The following is a 14,299-nucleotide window of genomic DNA, read 5'->3' as shown; positions in this document are numbered from 1 at the left end:
CGCGCGCCGCCGGCCAGGCGGAAACGCGCGGCTAGGCCGAAACGCGCTGGCCCAGCCCGCGGCCGATCTCGCGCACGGTCTCGACCAGCTTCGCGCGGACCTCGCCGAGCAGCCGCGCGGCCGGGAAATACTGCGCCGCGCCGGCCACGCTGAGCGCCATCATCGGCAGGCCGTGGCCCGGGCTGAACGGCATGGCGACCGCGTGCACCTCCTGCATCCAGTCGCCCAGCGACGACGCGCATCCGGTGGCCTGGCACTCCTCCACGGCGAGATCGATGCCGCGCTCGAGCGCCGGCCACGCGGCCTCGTCGAGCGCGCGCACGCGCTCCATCAGCTCGGCGCGCCCGGCCGGCGGCAGGCCCGCGAGGTGCGCGCGCCCGGCGGCCGTGGTGGCCAGCGGGATGCGCGAGCCCACGCCGAGGCTGAGCGTGACGATCGAGCCGCCGCGCGCGCATTCCAGGTACAGCATGGAGAGCCGGTCGCGGGTGGCGAGCGCGACCACGGCATCGGTCTCGGTGGCCAGCCGCTGCATCAGCGGCCGCGCCACCTGCCGCACGTCGAGGTCGGCCAGCATGGTGCTGCCGAGCGCCGCGGTGGCGGTGCCAAGCCGGTACTTGCCGCTCTCCGGCACCAGATGCAGGTAGCCCAGCCGCGTGAGCGTGTAGGTCAGGCGCGTGACGGTCGACTTGGGCAGGCCGCAGCGCTCGGCGATCTCGTGGTTGGCGAGGAAGCTGTCGCCGCCGGGAAAGCAGCGCAGCACTTCCAGCCCGCGCGCGAGCGCGGTCACGAAATGGCGGTCCGCGCCGGCCTCGGCGGGCGCCTGCGCGTCCGCGGCGTCTTCCATGTCCGCCATGTCCTCCATGTCCTGCCGCGCCGGCGCGCCTTCCTGGTGTCTTGCCATTGCCTCTGTCCGGTTCGATGATGCGGTGCCTGCCTCGGCAATCTCGCGCGGGCAAGGTAACACGAACGGCCGGCGGACTGCAATGCAGTCCTGCATGCCGGCTCCGTCACCCGGCCCGCGCCGCGCGCATCGCCGGCAACTGGCATCAGCAGCGGCGCCCGCTTGACTTGGCGCGATCCCCTACCCATACTTTGGACCGCTGTGCAGTTTTTGATTCCGCAAAAATCGTCCGCCCAGGACGAACCGGAGGAAGACAGATGACCCAGAAAAAGGCCGTGCTCGTGATCGGCGCCGGCGACGCCACCGGCGGCGCGATCGCCCGCCGCTTCGCCCGCGAGGGCTACATCGCCTGCGTCACGCGCAGGAACGCCGACAAGCTGGCGCCGCTGGTGGCGCAGATCGAGGCCGAGGGCGGCAGCGCGCACGCCTTCGGCTCCGACGCGCGCAAGGAAGAGGAGATGGCCGCGCTGTTCCGCGAGATCGAGGCCAACATCGCGCCGGTCGAGGTCGCCGTGTTCAACATCGGCGCCAACGTGCGCTTCGACGTGGTGGACACCACCGCGCGCGTCTATTTCAAGGTCTGGGAGATGGCCTGCTTCGCCGGCTTCCTGATGGGCCGGGAAGCGGCCAGGGTCATGCTGCCGCGCCAGCGCGGCTCGATCTTCTTCACCGGCGCCACCGCCAGCCTGCGCGGCCGCGCCGGCTTCTCCGCGTTCGCCGGCGCCAAGCACGGCCTGCGTGCGCTGGCCCAGTCGATGGCGCGCGAGCTGGCGCCCAAGGGGCTGCACGTGGCGCACCCGATCATCGACGGCGCCATCGACACCGAATTCATCCGCGAGAACTTCCCCGAGCGCTACAAGCTCAAGGAGCAGGACGGCATCCTCAACCCCGAGCACATCGCCGACGCCTACTGGATGCTGCACCAGCAGCCGCGCGACGCCTGGACCCACGAGCTCGACCTGCGCCCCTGGATCGAGAGCTGGTGATCGCGCCGCGGGCCGCAAGCCCCCCCAGCGCCCGGCCCGCCGTTTCCCGCGCCAACCCGCCTCCCGCGGCCAGAACGAAAACCGAAGACAGAGACCGACAAATGCCCGACGTGAAAGTACAGTTCCTTTTCGATTTCGGCAGCCCCAACGCCTATCTCAGCCACAAGGTCATCCCCGCCATCGAAGAACGCACCGGCGTGCGCTTCGAGTACGTGCCGGTGCTGCTGGGCGGGCTGTTCCGCCTGACCGGCAACCGCTCGCCGGCCGAGGCGTTCGGCGGTATCAAGAACAAGCCCGAATACGACATGCTCGAAATGCGGCGCTTCATCCAGCGCCACCGCATCGCCGGCTTCCGGCGCAACCCGCACTTCCCGGTCAACACGCTGCAGATCATGCGCGGCGCGGTGGCGGCGCAGCGCGACGGCGCCTTCGAGACATACGTGGACACGGTCTTCGCCGACATGTGGGAGCGCGAAAGGAAGATGGACGATCCCGAGGTCATCCGGGCCGCGCTGGACGCCGCGGGCCTCGACGGCGCGCAGATGCTCGCGCGCATCGCCGATGCCGAGGTCAAGGCGCAACTGCTCGCCAATACGCAGGACGCATTCGAGCGCGGCGCGTTCGGCTCGCCCACGTTCTTCGTGGACGGCGAGATCTATTTCGGCAAGGACCGGCTGCGCGACGTGGAAGAGGAAATCGTGCGCCGCCGCGCCGGCTGAGGCTATCATCGGGGTCCGCCGCATTCCGCGCCGGCCATCGCGCCGGCGCGGCGGCACCGCAAGCCCCGGGCACGAGGAGGCAAAGCCGCTCCCGCCGGACGCCTGACCCACGCATCCGCAGGAGATTTCCATGCTGCTCTTGACCGTTGAAGAATGGCTGGCCACCAGGACCGAGCCGCACATCGACACCTTCGTCAGTTCGCGCACGCGCCTGGCGGCCTACGCGACCCGGCTCGAACTCGGCGACGCGCTGCGCCTGCTCAAGCGCTACAGCGACGTCTACAAGCAGAAATACTCGATGACGGCGGTGGCGTTCCGCCTGGTCAGCGTGGCGCAGATCGCCGACGACACCGACGAGCAGGCGCTGCGCGACCTCGACGTCCAGCTCGTCACGCGCGACTTCGCCGACCGGCTGGCCGACGCCTAGGCCGCGCGGGCGTGTCAGACAGCCACCGATGGCAAATCCGTGCCGTCCGCGCACAATGGAGCCTCAGACGGCCACAGGAAACGCCATGCCAGCGCAATATCTTCACGTCAGGCCCTACGGCGACGGATGGGATGTGATCCAGGACGGTGCCCGCTACGCCAACTCGCACCATGCCACGCAGGCAGCCGCCATCCGCGCCGGCACGCGCGACGCGCGCCGCGACGGGGTGGCGCTGCTGATCCACGAGGCCGACGGCCGGATCTGCAACCAGTGCGCGTTCGAGCAGGACACCTTCGCGCTGGCCTGAATCCGCCTTCCCCCTCGGCTTCGGGCGCTATCCTGCGCCCATCCTGCGCCGATCTCGCGCCTACTGCGCGCCAATCCCGCACTTACCTCGCGCTGGCCGCGCCCGGCCACAGCCGCACGGCCAGCGCCGCGCCCGCGGTGGCGGTGGACAGCGCCGTGACCGCCACCCAGCCCCAGTGCGCCAGCAGCACGCTGCCCAGCGCGGCGCCGGTGGCCATGCCGATGAACATGCCGCCGAACAGCACCGCGTTGAGGCGGCTGCGCGCGCCCGGCTCGATGCCGTAGACGATGGTCTGGTGCGCCACCAGCGTCACCTGCACGCCCAGGTCGAAGCCCAGCGCGCTGGCGGCGATCAGCCACAGGCGCGCATGCGGCGCCAGCAGCGGCGCGAGCAGCATGCCCGCGAACGACAGCGCCGTCAGCGCGGTGCCCAGCCGCGTGACCAGTTCCGGCCCGCGCCGGTCGGCCAGGCGCCCGGCCAGCGGCGCGGCCAGCGCCCCGGCCGCGCCGGCCAGGCCGAACGCGCCGGCGGCAGCGCTGCCCAGATGGAACGGCGCGCCGTGCAGCATGACCGCCAGCGTCGACCAGAACGCGCTGAAGCCCACCGACAGCAGCCCCTGCGCCAGCGCCGCGCGGCGCAGCGCGCCGTGCTTCGCCCACAGCTTGCCGAGCGAGCCCAGCAGCGCGCGGTACGGCAGGTGCGTGGTGGGCCGGAAGCGCGGCAGCCCGCGCCAGGCCGCCGCGCCGATCAGCGCGATGCTGGCCGCCGCGATCACGTACATGGCGCGCCAGCCGAAGTGCTCCGCCACGAAGCCGCTGGCCACGCGCGACAGCAGGATGCCCAGCAGCAGCCCGGTCATCACGGTGCCGACCACCTTGCCGCGGTGCGCCTCGGGCGCCAGCGTGGCGGCGGCCGGCACGATGTCCTGCGCCATCGTCGCGGCCAGACCCGTGGCCAGGCTGGCGGCCAGCAGCAGGCCGATGCCCGAGGCCGAGCCGCCCACCAGCAGCGCGACGCTCAGCGCCGCGGCCTTGGCCAGGATGATGCGGCGGCGGTCGTAGCGGTCGCCCAGCGGCGCCAGCAGCAGGATGCCCAGCGCGTAGCCCAGCTGCGTGAAGGTCGGCACCAGCCCGACGGTGGCGTCGGAGGCGCCGATGTCGGCGCCCAGCACACCCAGCATCGGCTGGCTGTAATAAAGCGCCGCCACCGACAGGCCGGCGCCCGCGGCCAGCAGCAGGATCAGGCTCGCCGGCAGGCGCGGCGCCTCGCTTTCATGGTGCCGGGCGGCCGGATGCGGATCGGTGCCGGCTGGCACGGCTTGGACGGATGTCATGGTGTCTACCCTTGGCTTTTGACAGAGCCCCGAGTGTGGGTGCACGCCGGCGCGCGCGGTAGTACCGCGCTTCGCACAACTGATATACGCTTCGCGTATGAAAGCGCCCCGCTCCCCCGCCCAGCCTGCCTCCGCGTCCACCGACCGCGTCGAGCTGATGCAGACCTTCGTGCGCATCGTCGAGGCCGGCAGCCTGTCCGCCGCCGCCGCGCAGATGGGCACCACCCAGCCCACCGTGAGCCGCCGCCTGCAGATGCTGGAGCGCTCGCTGGGCCTGCGCCTGCTGCAGCGCTCCACGCACGCGATGAAGCTGACCGAGGACGGCGAGCGCTGCTACGGCCGCGCCAAGGAGCTGGTCGGCAGCTGGGAGGCGTTCGAGGCCGACCTGCGCGGCGCCCGCGACGAGCCCGAAGGCACGCTGCGCGTGGTGGTGCCGCACGCGTTCGGCCAGCAGCGGCTGGTGGGCCCGCTGGCGGCGTACCTGGGGCGCCACCCGCGCGTGAACGTGGAATGGCTGCTGCACGACCGCACCCCCGATTTCATCGCCGACGGCATCGACTGCGCCATCCACGTGGGCGAGGTCAGCGACCCGGCCGTGGTGGCGATCCGGCTGGCGCAGGTGCCGCGCATCGTGGTGGCGGCGCCGTCGCTGCTGGCGCAGCCCGATATGCAACCCGACATGCAACCCGATGCGCTGGCCGCGCTGCCCTGGCTGTCGATCCGCACCTTCTACCGCACCGAGGTCACGCTCACGCACGCGGCCAGCGGCGAGACCCGGCAACTGGCGTTCCGCCCGCGCGTGAGCACCGACAGCCTCTACGCGCTGCGCAGCGCGGCCATCCTGGGGCTCGGCGTGGCCGTGGCCTCGGCGTGGATGGTGGCCGACGACATCGCGCTGGGCCGCCTGGTGCACCTGGTGCCGCAATGGCAGGCGTCGCCGCTGCCGCTGCAACTGATCTATCCGTATGCGCGCTTCTATCCCGCCAAGCTGCGGCGCTTCGTGGAAACCATGCGCGAGGCGGTGCCGCGCGCGATGGCGGCCACCGGCGGGGCCGCCGCAGGGCAGGAAGAATAGGAAGTCATGCTGTCCGCGAATCGCTTACCCGGACAGCGGCCGGCGGCGCCACGAGCAGGCCATGCCGGACAACCGGTTCGGCACCCGCATCGCCCGGCGGCCGGCCACGCGGGCCACGCGGGCCACACGGGCCACACGGGCCACACGGGCCACACGGGGATAGCGCCGGCCGCCGGCAAATCCGCCGCCGGCCTCAGAGCGAATCCGGCACCTTCTCCAGGTCCGCCAGCCACACCACCGATTCCGAATCGCTCGGCGCGCGCCAGTCGCCGCGCGGCGACAGCGAACCGCCCGAGCCCACCTTGGGCCCGTTCGGCACGCACGAGCGCTTGAACTGGCTGGTGCGGAAGAAGCGGTCGAGGAAGATGCGCAGGTTGCGCTTGATGTCGGCCACCTCGTACTGGTTGCGCGCCACGTGCTGGCCCTCCGGCCAGTTGCCCTGCTCGCGGTCGCCCCACGCGCTCAGCGCCAGGAAGGCGATCTTGCTCGGCGTGAAGCCGAAGCGCAGCGTGTAGTACAGGTTGAAATCCTGCAGCTCGTAGGGCCCGATGAAATGCTCGGTCTTCTGCTGCGGCGCGCTGGCCGAGTCGCCCGGCACCAGCTCCGGGCTGATCTCGGTCTCGAGCACGTCGATCAGCACGTCGGAGCCGGCCGCGCCGATCTGGCCGGTCTCGGCCACCCAGCGCACCAGGTGCGAGATCAGCGTCTTGGGCACGCTGGCGTTGACGTTGTAGTGCGACATGTGGTCGCCCACGCCGTAGGTGCACCAGCCCAGCGCGAGTTCGCTCAGGTCGCCGGTGCCGATCACGATGGCCTGGTTGTGGTTGGCGAAGCGGAACAGGTGGTTGGTGCGCTCGCCGGCCTGCACGTTCTCGAAGGTCACGTCGTAGACCGGCTCGCCCGCCGCGTACGGATGGCCCAGGTCCTTGAGCATCTCGAGGCAGCTCGGGCGGATGTCGATCTCCCTCGCCGCGCAGCCCACCACGTCCATCAGCTTCCTGGCCTGCACCAGCGTGCGGTCGCTGGTGGCGAAGCCCGGCATGGTGATGCCGATGATGTTGGTGCGCGGCAGGCCGAGCCGGTCCATCGCCTTGGCGCACACCAGCAGCGCGTGCGTGGAGTCCAGCCCGCCGGACACGCCGATCACCACCTTGCGGATGCCGCTGGCCGACAGGCGCTGCGCAAGCGCCTGCACCTGGATGTTGTAGACCTCGTGGCAGCGCTCGTCGCGGCGGCGCGCGTCGGACGGCACGTAGGGAAAGCGCTCGAGCTTGCGCCGCAGCGGCAGCGCGTCCCGCATGCCCACGCCGGCTTCATAGCCGATCACGCGGAACTTCGCCACCTCGGCGGCATGGCGCCGCACCGAGTGGCCGAACGTGGTCTGGTGCATGCGCTCGCGCGACAGGCGCCCCAGGTCGACGTCGGCGAAGGTCAGGTGCGCGTCGTCGGCGAAGCGCTCGGACTCGGCCAGCAGCTCGCCGTTCTCGTAGATCAGCGCCTGCCCGTCCCAGGCCAGGTCGGTGGACGACTCGCCCTTGCCGGCCGAGCTGTACACATAGGCCGCCAGGCAGCGCGCCGACTGCTGGCCGACCAGCTGGTGGCGGTAGCCGGCCTTGCCCACCACGATGTTGGACGCCGACAGGTTCACCAGCACGGTGGCGCCGGCCAGCGCCGCGAACGACGACGGCGGCACCGGCACCCACAGGTCCTCGCAGATCTCCACGTGGAAGCGGAACGTGGCGATGTCGCCGGCCTCGAACAGCAGGCCCGCGCCGAACGGCACCTTCTGGCCCAGCAGCCGGATCTCGTCGACCGAGGCGTTGTCGGCCGAACTGAATTGCCGCGCCTCGTAGAACTCCCAGTAGTTCGGCAGGTAGGTCTTGGGCACCACGCCCAGGATGCGCCCGCCGGCCACCACCGCCGCGCAGTTGAACAGCAGGTGCTCCACCCGCAGCGGCAGCCCGATCACCAGCGTGGTGGCGAGCGTGCGCGACGCCTCGACGATCTCGCCCAGCGCCGCCTCGCAGGCATCGAGCAGCGCGCGCTGGTGAAACAGGTCGTCGCAGGTGTAGGCGGACAGCCCCAGCTCCGGGAACGCCACCAGCGCCGCGCCCTGGCTGGCCGCCTGGCGCGCCAGCGCGATCGTGCCGGCCGCGTTGAAGGCCGGGTCGGCGACGCGGCAGACGGGCACGCCCACCGCCACGCGGGCGAAGCCGTGGGAATAGATATTGAGGAATTTGTCGGTCATCTCGTTCGTCCTTGCGCCGGCCGCGGCGGGCGGCCCGGCGCCGGCAAAGGCGCGGCGGCGCGGACGCGCCGCCAGCGTGGCAATGATGCAATTCTACGATGCGCGCCGGATGCGCGCCGCGCGGGGCCGCGCCGCGGGCGGATGCTATCCGCCGCGCGCGGCCTGCCGCCCGACGCCGGCCAGCAGCGTCTCCAGCTGCGCCAGCTCCAGCGGCTTGACCATGTGCGCGTGGAAACCCGCGCCGTGCGTGCCCGCCTGGTCGGCCGGCTGCCCGAAGCCGGTCATCGCCACGAACGTGGTGCCGGACAAGCCCGCTTGCGCGCGCAGCAGCTTGAGCAGCTCGTACCCGTCCATCACCGGCATGGCGATGTCGATCAGGGCCAGATGCGGCAGGAAGCGCGCCGCCAGCGCCTGCGCGGTCTCGCCCTCGTAGGCCACCCACACCTCGTGCCCCAGCATCTCCAGCAGCATGCCGAGGCTGTCGGCGGAATCGCGGTTGTCGTCCACCACCAGCACGCGCAGCGGGCGCGGGCGCGCCGCCGCCCCGGGCTGCGCCGGCGGCGCTTGCGGCGGCGTGCAGGGCAGCCGCACGGTGAAGGTGCTGCCGCGGCCCTCGCCCGCGCTGGCCGCGCCGATGGTGCCGCCGTGCAGCTCCACCAGCGAGCGGCACAGCGACAGGCCGATGCCGAGCCCGCCGTTGCGCGTCTGCCCGGCGGGCATGCGCTGCACGAACAGGCGGAAGATGTCGTCCAGCGCGGCGGCCGGGATGCCGCAGCCGGGGTCCGACACGCGCAGCTCCAGCAGCCGGCCGCTGACCGCGGCGCCGAGCGCGATCCGGCTGCCGGCCGGAGAGAACTTGGAGGCGTTGTGCAGCAGGTTCTGCAGCACCTGGACCAGGCGCGTGAGGTCGCCGCGGAACACCACCGGCTGCGCCGGCAGGCTCACGTCGACCTGCTGGCCGCGCAGGTCCAGCGCCGGCCGCGCGGACTCGATGGCGCGCGCCACCAGGTCGCCCAGCTCCACGTTGCGCATGCGCAGCCCGACCTTGCCCGAGGTGATGCGCCCCACGTCGAGCAGGTCGTCCACCAGCCGCGTGAGGTGGCTGATCTGGCGGTCGATCATGTCGCGGCAGCGCGCCGCGCCGGGGCCCAGGCTGGTGTCCAGCCGCAGCAGGTTGACGGCGTTGCGCACCGGCGCCAGCGGGTTGCGCAACTCGTGCGACAGCGTGGCCAGGAACTCGTTCATGCGGCGGCTCGAGGCCTCGATCTCCTCCAGCCGCTTGCGCTCGCTCATGTCGCGCACGACCTTGGCGAAGCCGCGCACCGAGCGGTCTTCGCCATAGATGGGCGTGATGGTCACGTTGGCCCAGAACTGCGAGCCGTCCTTGCGCACGCGCCAGCCTTCGTCCTCGAAACGGCCTTCGCTGACCGCGCGCCGCAGCTCGTGTTCGGGCCAGCCCCGGGCGATGGCCTCCGGCGTGTAGAACGACGAGAAATGCCGGCCGATGACTTCCGCCGCCGCATACCCCTTCATGCGCTGCGCGCCGGGGCTCCAGCTCGAGACATGGCCGCCGCGGTCGAGCGTGTAAATGGCGTAGTCCTGGATGGCGTCGACCAGCGCGCGGTAGTCGGTCTCTCCGGGCTGGTCGGGCTGGTCGGGCTGGCCATGCTGGGCGGCGGTCGGCGGCGCGGACGCCTCGCCGGCGGGCGGCGGCGCTGCGGAGTCGGGCGGGCGGCGAGGCGCTTTCATGGCGGCGGCATGGGCTCGGGCGGCATGAGCTCGGGGGAACATGGACTCGGGAAAGCGGCGGCCCGAAGCAGCGGCCCGCCGTGATACGCAGCATACGCAAAAAAATCGCGGCACGGTCTGCCCGCGCCGGCGCCGCCATTGCGCGGCGGCGTGGCGCGGCTGCCGCGTGGCGGCCCGGATACTGTATATTCATACAGTCCAGATCCGCCCTTCCCCGCCAGCCGTGTTCTCCGCCGACCAGTGCGCGCCGCAGCGCACGCCGCCCCGATGACCTGCACCGTCGCCGTGCGCGCGCTGTGCGAGTTCACCGCCAAGCAGGGCGACCTCGACATCCGCTTCACGCCCTCGCCGAGCGCCGCCGAGGGGCAGGCCGCGCACGCGCTGGTGCAGGGCCGCCGCGGCGCCGGCTACCAGGCCGAGATCGCGCTGCAGGGCGAATACCGGCACCTGCTGGTGCGCGGCCGCGCCGACGGCTACGACGCCGGCGCCAACCTGCTCGAGGAAATCAAGACCGTGCGCGGCGACTGGGCCGCGCTGCCGGAGAACCACCGGCAACTGCACCTGGCCCAGGCCAGGATCTATGCGTGGCTGATGTGCCGCAAGCTCGGCCTGCCCGCCATGCGCATCGCGGTGGTGTACTTCGACATGGCGAGCCAGCGCGAGTCGGCCTGCATCGAGGCGCGCGACGCCGGCTGGCTGCGGGCGTTCTTCGAGGACAAGTGCGCGCGCTTCGTCGCGTGGGCCGAGCAGGAGACCGCCCACCGCGCCGCGCGCGACGCCGCGCTGGCGGCGATGGCCTTTCCGCACGCGGCGTTCCGGCGCGGCCAGCGCGAACTGGCCGAGGCGGCCTACCGCGCCGCGCGCGGCGGGCGCTGCCTGCTGGCGCAGGCGCCCACCGGCATCGGCAAGACCGGCGCCGCGCTGTTCTCCACGCTCAAGGCCGCGCCGGCGGGCGGGCTCGACAAGGTGTTCTACCTGACCGCCAAGACCACCGGCCGCCAGATGGCGCTCGATGCCGCGCGGGGCCTGCGCGCGGCCAACCCCGGCCTGCCGCTGCGCGTGCTGGAGCTGGCCGCGCGCGAGAAGTCCTGCGAGCATCCCGGCCAGGCCTGCCACGGCGAAGCCTGCCCGCTCGCGCGCGGCTTCTACGACCGCCTGCCCGCCGCGCGCCTGGAAGCCGCCGCGCAGCCCGTGCTCGACCGCGCCGCGCTGCGGCAGGCGGCGCTGGCCCACGGCGTGTGCCCCTACTACCTCGGCCAGGAAATGGCGCGCTGGGCCGACCTCGTGGTGGGCGACTACAACTACTACTTCGACCGCGGCGCCATGCTGCACGGCATGGCCGCCGCCGGCGACTGGCGCGTGGCGGTGCTGGTGGACGAAGCCCACAACCTGCTCGAGCGCGCGCGCAAGATGTACTCGGCGGAGCTGGACCCGGCCGTGCTGCCCGAGCTGCGCCGCGCCGCGCCGAAACCGCTGGCCGGCGCGCTGCGCCGCCTCGGCACGCAATGGGGCGCGCTGTCCCGCCCACGGGAAACCGCCGGCGCGGCCCATGCGCCCCACGCGGCCCACGCGGCCCATGCGGACATCCCGCCCGCGTTCCTCGCCGCGCTCGAGCGCGCCGCCGCCGCCATCCTCGACCAGCTCGCCGAGGCGCCCGCCAGCGTGAGCCCCGCGCTGCAGCGCTTCTACTTCGACGCGCTGCACTTCTGCCGCCTGGCCGAATCGTTCGGTCCGCATTCGGTGTTCGACATCCGCCGCGCCGGCGCGGCCGCGACGGCGCGCCCCGGCAAGGGCCGCCTCGCCGTGCGCAACCTGATTCCGGCGCCGTTCCTCGCGCCGCGCTTCGGCGCGGCGCGCAGCGCCATCCTGTTCTCGGCCACGCTTCATCCCGCGCGCTTCGTGCGCGACACGCTCGGCCTGCCGCCGGACGCCGCCTGGCTCGACGTGCCGTCGCCGTTCCACGCCGGCCAGCTCGCCGTGCGCATCGCCGGCGGCATCTCCACGCGCTACCGCGACCGCGCGCGCTCGGTGCGCCCGATCGCCGAGCTGCTGGCCGCGCAGTACCGCGAGCGCCCGGGCAACTACCTGGCGTTCTTCAGCAGCCACGACTACCTGCGCCAGGTGGCGGACGCCTTCGAGCTCGGCTGGCCCGAGATTCCGGTGCGGCGGCAGGCGCGCGCCATGCGCGAGGCCGAGCAGGCCGGCTTCCTCGCCGCGTTCGAGCCGGGCGGCCGCGCCATCGGCTTCGCCGTGCTCGGCGGCGCCTTCGCCGAGGGCGTCGACCTGCCCGGCGACCGCCTGGTCGGCGCCTTCATCGCCACGCTCGGCCTGCCGCAGTTCAACGAGGTCAACGAACTCACGCGGCAGCGCATGGAAGCCGAGTTCGGCAGCGGCTACGAGTACGGCTACCTCTACCCCGGCCTGCAGAAGGTGGTACAGGCCGCCGGCCGCGTGATCCGCACCGAGGCCGACCGCGGCGTGGTCCACCTGATCGACGACCGTTTCGCGCGCCCCGAGGTGCGGGCGCTGCTGCCGGCCTGGTGGGACGTGCGCGGCGCCGGCATCGAGGCCGCGGACCCGGCCGGGCGCTGACGCCGCCTGCCGCCGCCGGCTCGCTGCACTATCATGTCGGTCATCCGAAGACCGCATCACATGAGATTCCTATCCGTGGTACCCCGCCTGGCAGCCATCTCGCTGCTGGGCGCAACGCTGGCGGCGGCGCCCGCGCGCGCCGGCGCCAGCCCGGCCGCCGCCCGCGCCGGCGCCTTCCCGCAGCGGCCGATCCGGCTGGTGGTGACGTTCCCGCCGGGCGGCGGCACCGACACGCTGGCGCGCATCGTCGGCACCGAGCTCAGCCGCAGCCTGGGCCAGGCCGTGGTGGTGGACAACCGGCCCGGCGCCAGCGGCAACATCGGCGCCGAACTGGTAGCGCACAGCCGGGCGGACGGCTATACGCTGCTGATGGTCAACAGCAGCTTCGCCATCAACCCGGCCGTGTTCGGCAAGCTGCCGTTCTCGCCGCGCAAGGACTTCGGCGCGGTCGTCGCCTTTGCCTCGGTGCCGTCGGTGATCGCGGTGCCGGCGCATTCGCCCATCCACGGCTTCGCCGACCTGCTGGCCGCGGGCCGCGCGCCGCGTCCGCCCAGCTATGCCTCGTGCGGCAACGGCACGCCGCAGCACCTGGCCGGCGAGCTGCTCAAGATCTCGGCGCGCATCGACCTGCTGCACATTCCCTACAAGGGCTGCGCGCCCGCGCTCACCGACGTGCTGGGCGGCCAGGCCGACGTCAGCATCAACACGCTCACCAACACCCTGCCCTACCTCAAGAGCGGCAGGCTGCGCGCGCTGGCCGTGACCTCGCGCCAGCGCTCGCCCTTCCTGCCGGACGTGCCGACCGTGGCCGAGCTGGGCCTGCCCGGCTACGACGTCGACCAGTGGTTCGGCATCCTGGCGCCGGCGCGCACGCCGCCCGAGGTGGTGCGCAAGCTCAACGTGGAGATCGCGCGCGCGGTCGCCCGGCCGGAGATCCGCGCCAACCTCGCGCAACTGGGCTTTGCCGCCACCTACAGCACGCCGGCCGAGTTCCAGGGCGTGGTCGACGCGGACATGGCGCGCTGGCAGAAACTGGCCGCGCGCATCGGGCTGCGGGCGGACTAGCCGCGCGCCGAATTCGGCCGAATTCGGCCGAATTCGGCGGCAAGATGCGGAGTGACGCGCCGCCGCCGCCGGCGTAGCCTTGCCCATCATCGTTCACCGCCGGGAGTCCATCGTGACAGTCATGCAGGCAGGCGCGGCGGCGGTCGACAGGCTGCCCTGGGAGGCCATCGGGCAGGAACTCGACCAGCACGGCTGCGCCGTCATCGCGGGCCTGCTCGCGCCGCCGGCCTGCGACGCGCTGGCCGCGCTCTATCCGCGCGACGACCTCTTCCGCTCGCGCGTGGTCATGAGCCGCCACGGCTTCGGCCGCGGCGAGTACAAGTACTTCGGCTACCCGCTGCCCGGCCCGGTCCGGGATCTGCGCGATGCGCTCTATCCGCACCTCGCGCCGGTGGCCAACCGCTGGCATGCCGCGATGGGCATCGACGCGCGCTATCCCGCGCGGCACGCGGACTTCCTGCGCCGCTGCCACGACGCCGGCCAGGCGCGCCCGACCCCGCTGCTGCTGCAATACGGCCCCGGCGACTACAATTGCCTGCACCAGGACCTGTACGGCGAGCACGTGTTCCCGCTCCAGGTGGCGGTCCTGCTGTCCGAGCCGGGCGAGGATTTCACCGGGGGCGAGTTCGTGCTGACCGAGCAGCGTCCGCGCATGCAGTCGCGCGCCGAGGTGGTGCCGCTGCGCAAGGGCGACGCGGTGGTGTTCGCGGTGAACCAGCGCCCGGTGCAGGGCGCGCGCGGCAGCTACCGCGTCAAGCTGCGCCACGGCGTGAGCCGGCTGCGCACGGGCCGGCGGCACGTGCTGGGCATCATCTTCCACGACGCCGCCTGACGGCCTCCGGGAATTCGACCGCAAGCGCCGGAGTGCGCGGCGCGCGGCGGCGGCATACAGTGAGC

At 72.7% G+C, this 14,299-nt stretch carries 12 protein-coding genes; 8 read left to right on the top strand and 4 right to left on the bottom strand.

All coding sequences use genetic code 11. From position 1 onward, the window contains the following. Positions 1-31 precede the first annotated feature (31 nt). Positions 32-862 (bottom strand): IclR family transcriptional regulator, encoded by an 831-nt coding sequence (locus ACWTPI_RS21820; RefSeq protein ID WP_020203060.1) that lies wholly within the window; start codon positions 860-862, stop codon positions 32-34. Positions 863-1,158: 296 nt separating this feature from the next. Here ACWTPI_RS21820 and ACWTPI_RS21815 point away from each other — a divergent pair, with 296 nt between their 5' ends. The 4 genes from ACWTPI_RS21815 (at position 1,159) to ACWTPI_RS21800 (ending at position 3,340) form a co-directional block, all read left to right on the top strand. Further along, the gene (locus ACWTPI_RS21815) at positions 1,159-1,887 is read left to right on the top strand and encodes an SDR family oxidoreductase (protein ID WP_454732701.1); all 729 of its coding nucleotides are present in this window, start codon (positions 1,159-1,161) and stop codon (positions 1,885-1,887) included. 101 nt (positions 1,888-1,988) lie between these two features. Then, a complete protein-coding gene (locus tag ACWTPI_RS21810) occupies positions 1,989-2,606 on the top strand; it encodes a DsbA family protein (protein WP_454732700.1) in 618 nt (205 codons plus the stop codon). 130 nt (positions 2,607-2,736) lie between these two features. After that, on the top strand, positions 2,737-3,033 hold the full coding sequence (locus tag ACWTPI_RS21805; RefSeq protein ID WP_020203057.1) for a hypothetical protein: 297 nt from the start codon (positions 2,737-2,739) through the stop codon (positions 3,031-3,033). Between the two features lie 85 nt (positions 3,034-3,118). Next, a complete protein-coding gene (locus tag ACWTPI_RS21800) occupies positions 3,119-3,340 on the top strand; it encodes a DUF2188 domain-containing protein (protein WP_020423779.1) in 222 nt (73 codons plus the stop codon). A gap of 82 nt (positions 3,341-3,422) precedes the next feature. Here the strand turns inward: ACWTPI_RS21800 and ACWTPI_RS21795 are convergent, their stop codons facing one another. Continuing rightward, positions 3,423-4,673: an MFS transporter gene (locus ACWTPI_RS21795; protein ID WP_454732699.1), complete on the bottom strand. Its 1,251-nt coding sequence runs from the start codon at positions 4,671-4,673 to the stop codon at positions 3,423-3,425. Between the two features lie 97 nt (positions 4,674-4,770). Between ACWTPI_RS21795 and ACWTPI_RS21790 the strand changes: the two genes are divergently transcribed. Next, positions 4,771-5,748, top strand: a complete 978-nt coding sequence (locus ACWTPI_RS21790; RefSeq protein WP_454732698.1) for a LysR family transcriptional regulator — start codon at positions 4,771-4,773, stop codon at positions 5,746-5,748. Positions 5,749-5,941: 193 nt separating this feature from the next. Here ACWTPI_RS21790 and ACWTPI_RS21785 read toward each other — a convergent pair whose 3' ends face one another. Together ACWTPI_RS21785 and ACWTPI_RS21780 are read right to left on the bottom strand one after the other, a co-directional pair. Further along, the gene (locus ACWTPI_RS21785) at positions 5,942-7,996 is read right to left on the bottom strand and encodes an NAD(+) synthase (protein ID WP_454732697.1); all 2,055 of its coding nucleotides are present in this window, start codon (positions 7,994-7,996) and stop codon (positions 5,942-5,944) included. 144 nt (positions 7,997-8,140) lie between these two features. Further along, the gene (locus ACWTPI_RS21780) at positions 8,141-9,745 is read right to left on the bottom strand and encodes a hybrid sensor histidine kinase/response regulator (RefSeq protein ID WP_454732696.1); all 1,605 of its coding nucleotides are present in this window, start codon (positions 9,743-9,745) and stop codon (positions 8,141-8,143) included. Positions 9,746-10,012: 267 nt separating this feature from the next. On the opposite strand from ACWTPI_RS21780, the gene ACWTPI_RS21775 reads away from it, so the two are divergent. The 3 genes from ACWTPI_RS21775 to ACWTPI_RS21765 all read left to right on the top strand — a co-directional run bounded on the left by ACWTPI_RS21775 (position 10,013) and on the right by ACWTPI_RS21765 (position 14,234). After that, complete coding sequence (locus ACWTPI_RS21775; protein ID WP_454732695.1) at positions 10,013-12,337, top strand: ATP-dependent DNA helicase; 2,325 nt, start codon at positions 10,013-10,015, stop codon at positions 12,335-12,337. 60 nt (positions 12,338-12,397) lie between these two features. After that, positions 12,398-13,402, top strand: coding sequence for a tripartite tricarboxylate transporter substrate binding protein (locus ACWTPI_RS21770; protein ID WP_059414951.1), 1,005 nt, complete (start codon positions 12,398-12,400; stop codon positions 13,400-13,402). Between the two features lie 121 nt (positions 13,403-13,523). Next, complete coding sequence (locus tag ACWTPI_RS21765; RefSeq protein ID WP_454733990.1) at positions 13,524-14,234, top strand: 2OG-Fe(II) oxygenase; 711 nt, start codon at positions 13,524-13,526, stop codon at positions 14,232-14,234. Positions 14,235-14,299: the final 65 nt, after the last annotated feature.

This window comes from Cupriavidus ulmosensis (assembly GCF_977008105.1).
The sequence above is the reverse complement of the archived record's forward strand: the minus strand, read 5'-3'. Positions and strand labels throughout refer to the sequence as shown.

Bases quoted from the DNA above. Each gene is read 5' to 3' on its own strand.
- ACWTPI_RS21770 (WP_059414951.1), top strand. From the start codon at position 12,398: ATGAGATTCCTATCCGTGGTACCCCGCCTGGCAGCCATCTCGCTGCTG.
- ACWTPI_RS21815 (WP_454732701.1), top strand. From the start codon at position 1,159: ATGACCCAGAAAAAGGCCGTGCTCGTGATCGGCGCCGGCGACGCCACC.
- ACWTPI_RS21820 (WP_020203060.1), bottom strand. From the start codon at position 862: ATGGAGGACATGGCGGACATGGAAGACGCCGCGGACGCGCAGGCGCCC.
- ACWTPI_RS21805 (WP_020203057.1), top strand. From the start codon at position 2,737: ATGCTGCTCTTGACCGTTGAAGAATGGCTGGCCACCAGGACCGAGCCG.
- ACWTPI_RS21790 (WP_454732698.1), top strand. From the start codon at position 4,771: ATGAAAGCGCCCCGCTCCCCCGCCCAGCCTGCCTCCGCGTCCACCGAC.
- ACWTPI_RS21810 (WP_454732700.1), top strand. From the start codon at position 1,989: ATGCCCGACGTGAAAGTACAGTTCCTTTTCGATTTCGGCAGCCCCAAC.
- ACWTPI_RS21800 (WP_020423779.1), top strand. From the start codon at position 3,119: ATGCCAGCGCAATATCTTCACGTCAGGCCCTACGGCGACGGATGGGAT.
- ACWTPI_RS21785 (WP_454732697.1), bottom strand. From the start codon at position 7,996: ATGACCGACAAATTCCTCAATATCTATTCCCACGGCTTCGCCCGCGTG.
- ACWTPI_RS21780 (WP_454732696.1), bottom strand. From the start codon at position 9,745: ATGAAAGCGCCTCGCCGCCCGCCCGACTCCGCAGCGCCGCCGCCCGCC.
- ACWTPI_RS21765 (WP_454733990.1), top strand. From the start codon at position 13,524: ATGCAGGCAGGCGCGGCGGCGGTCGACAGGCTGCCCTGGGAGGCCATC.
- ACWTPI_RS21795 (WP_454732699.1), bottom strand. From the start codon at position 4,673: ATGACATCCGTCCAAGCCGTGCCAGCCGGCACCGATCCGCATCCGGCC.
- ACWTPI_RS21775 (WP_454732695.1), top strand. From the start codon at position 10,013: ATGACCTGCACCGTCGCCGTGCGCGCGCTGTGCGAGTTCACCGCCAAG.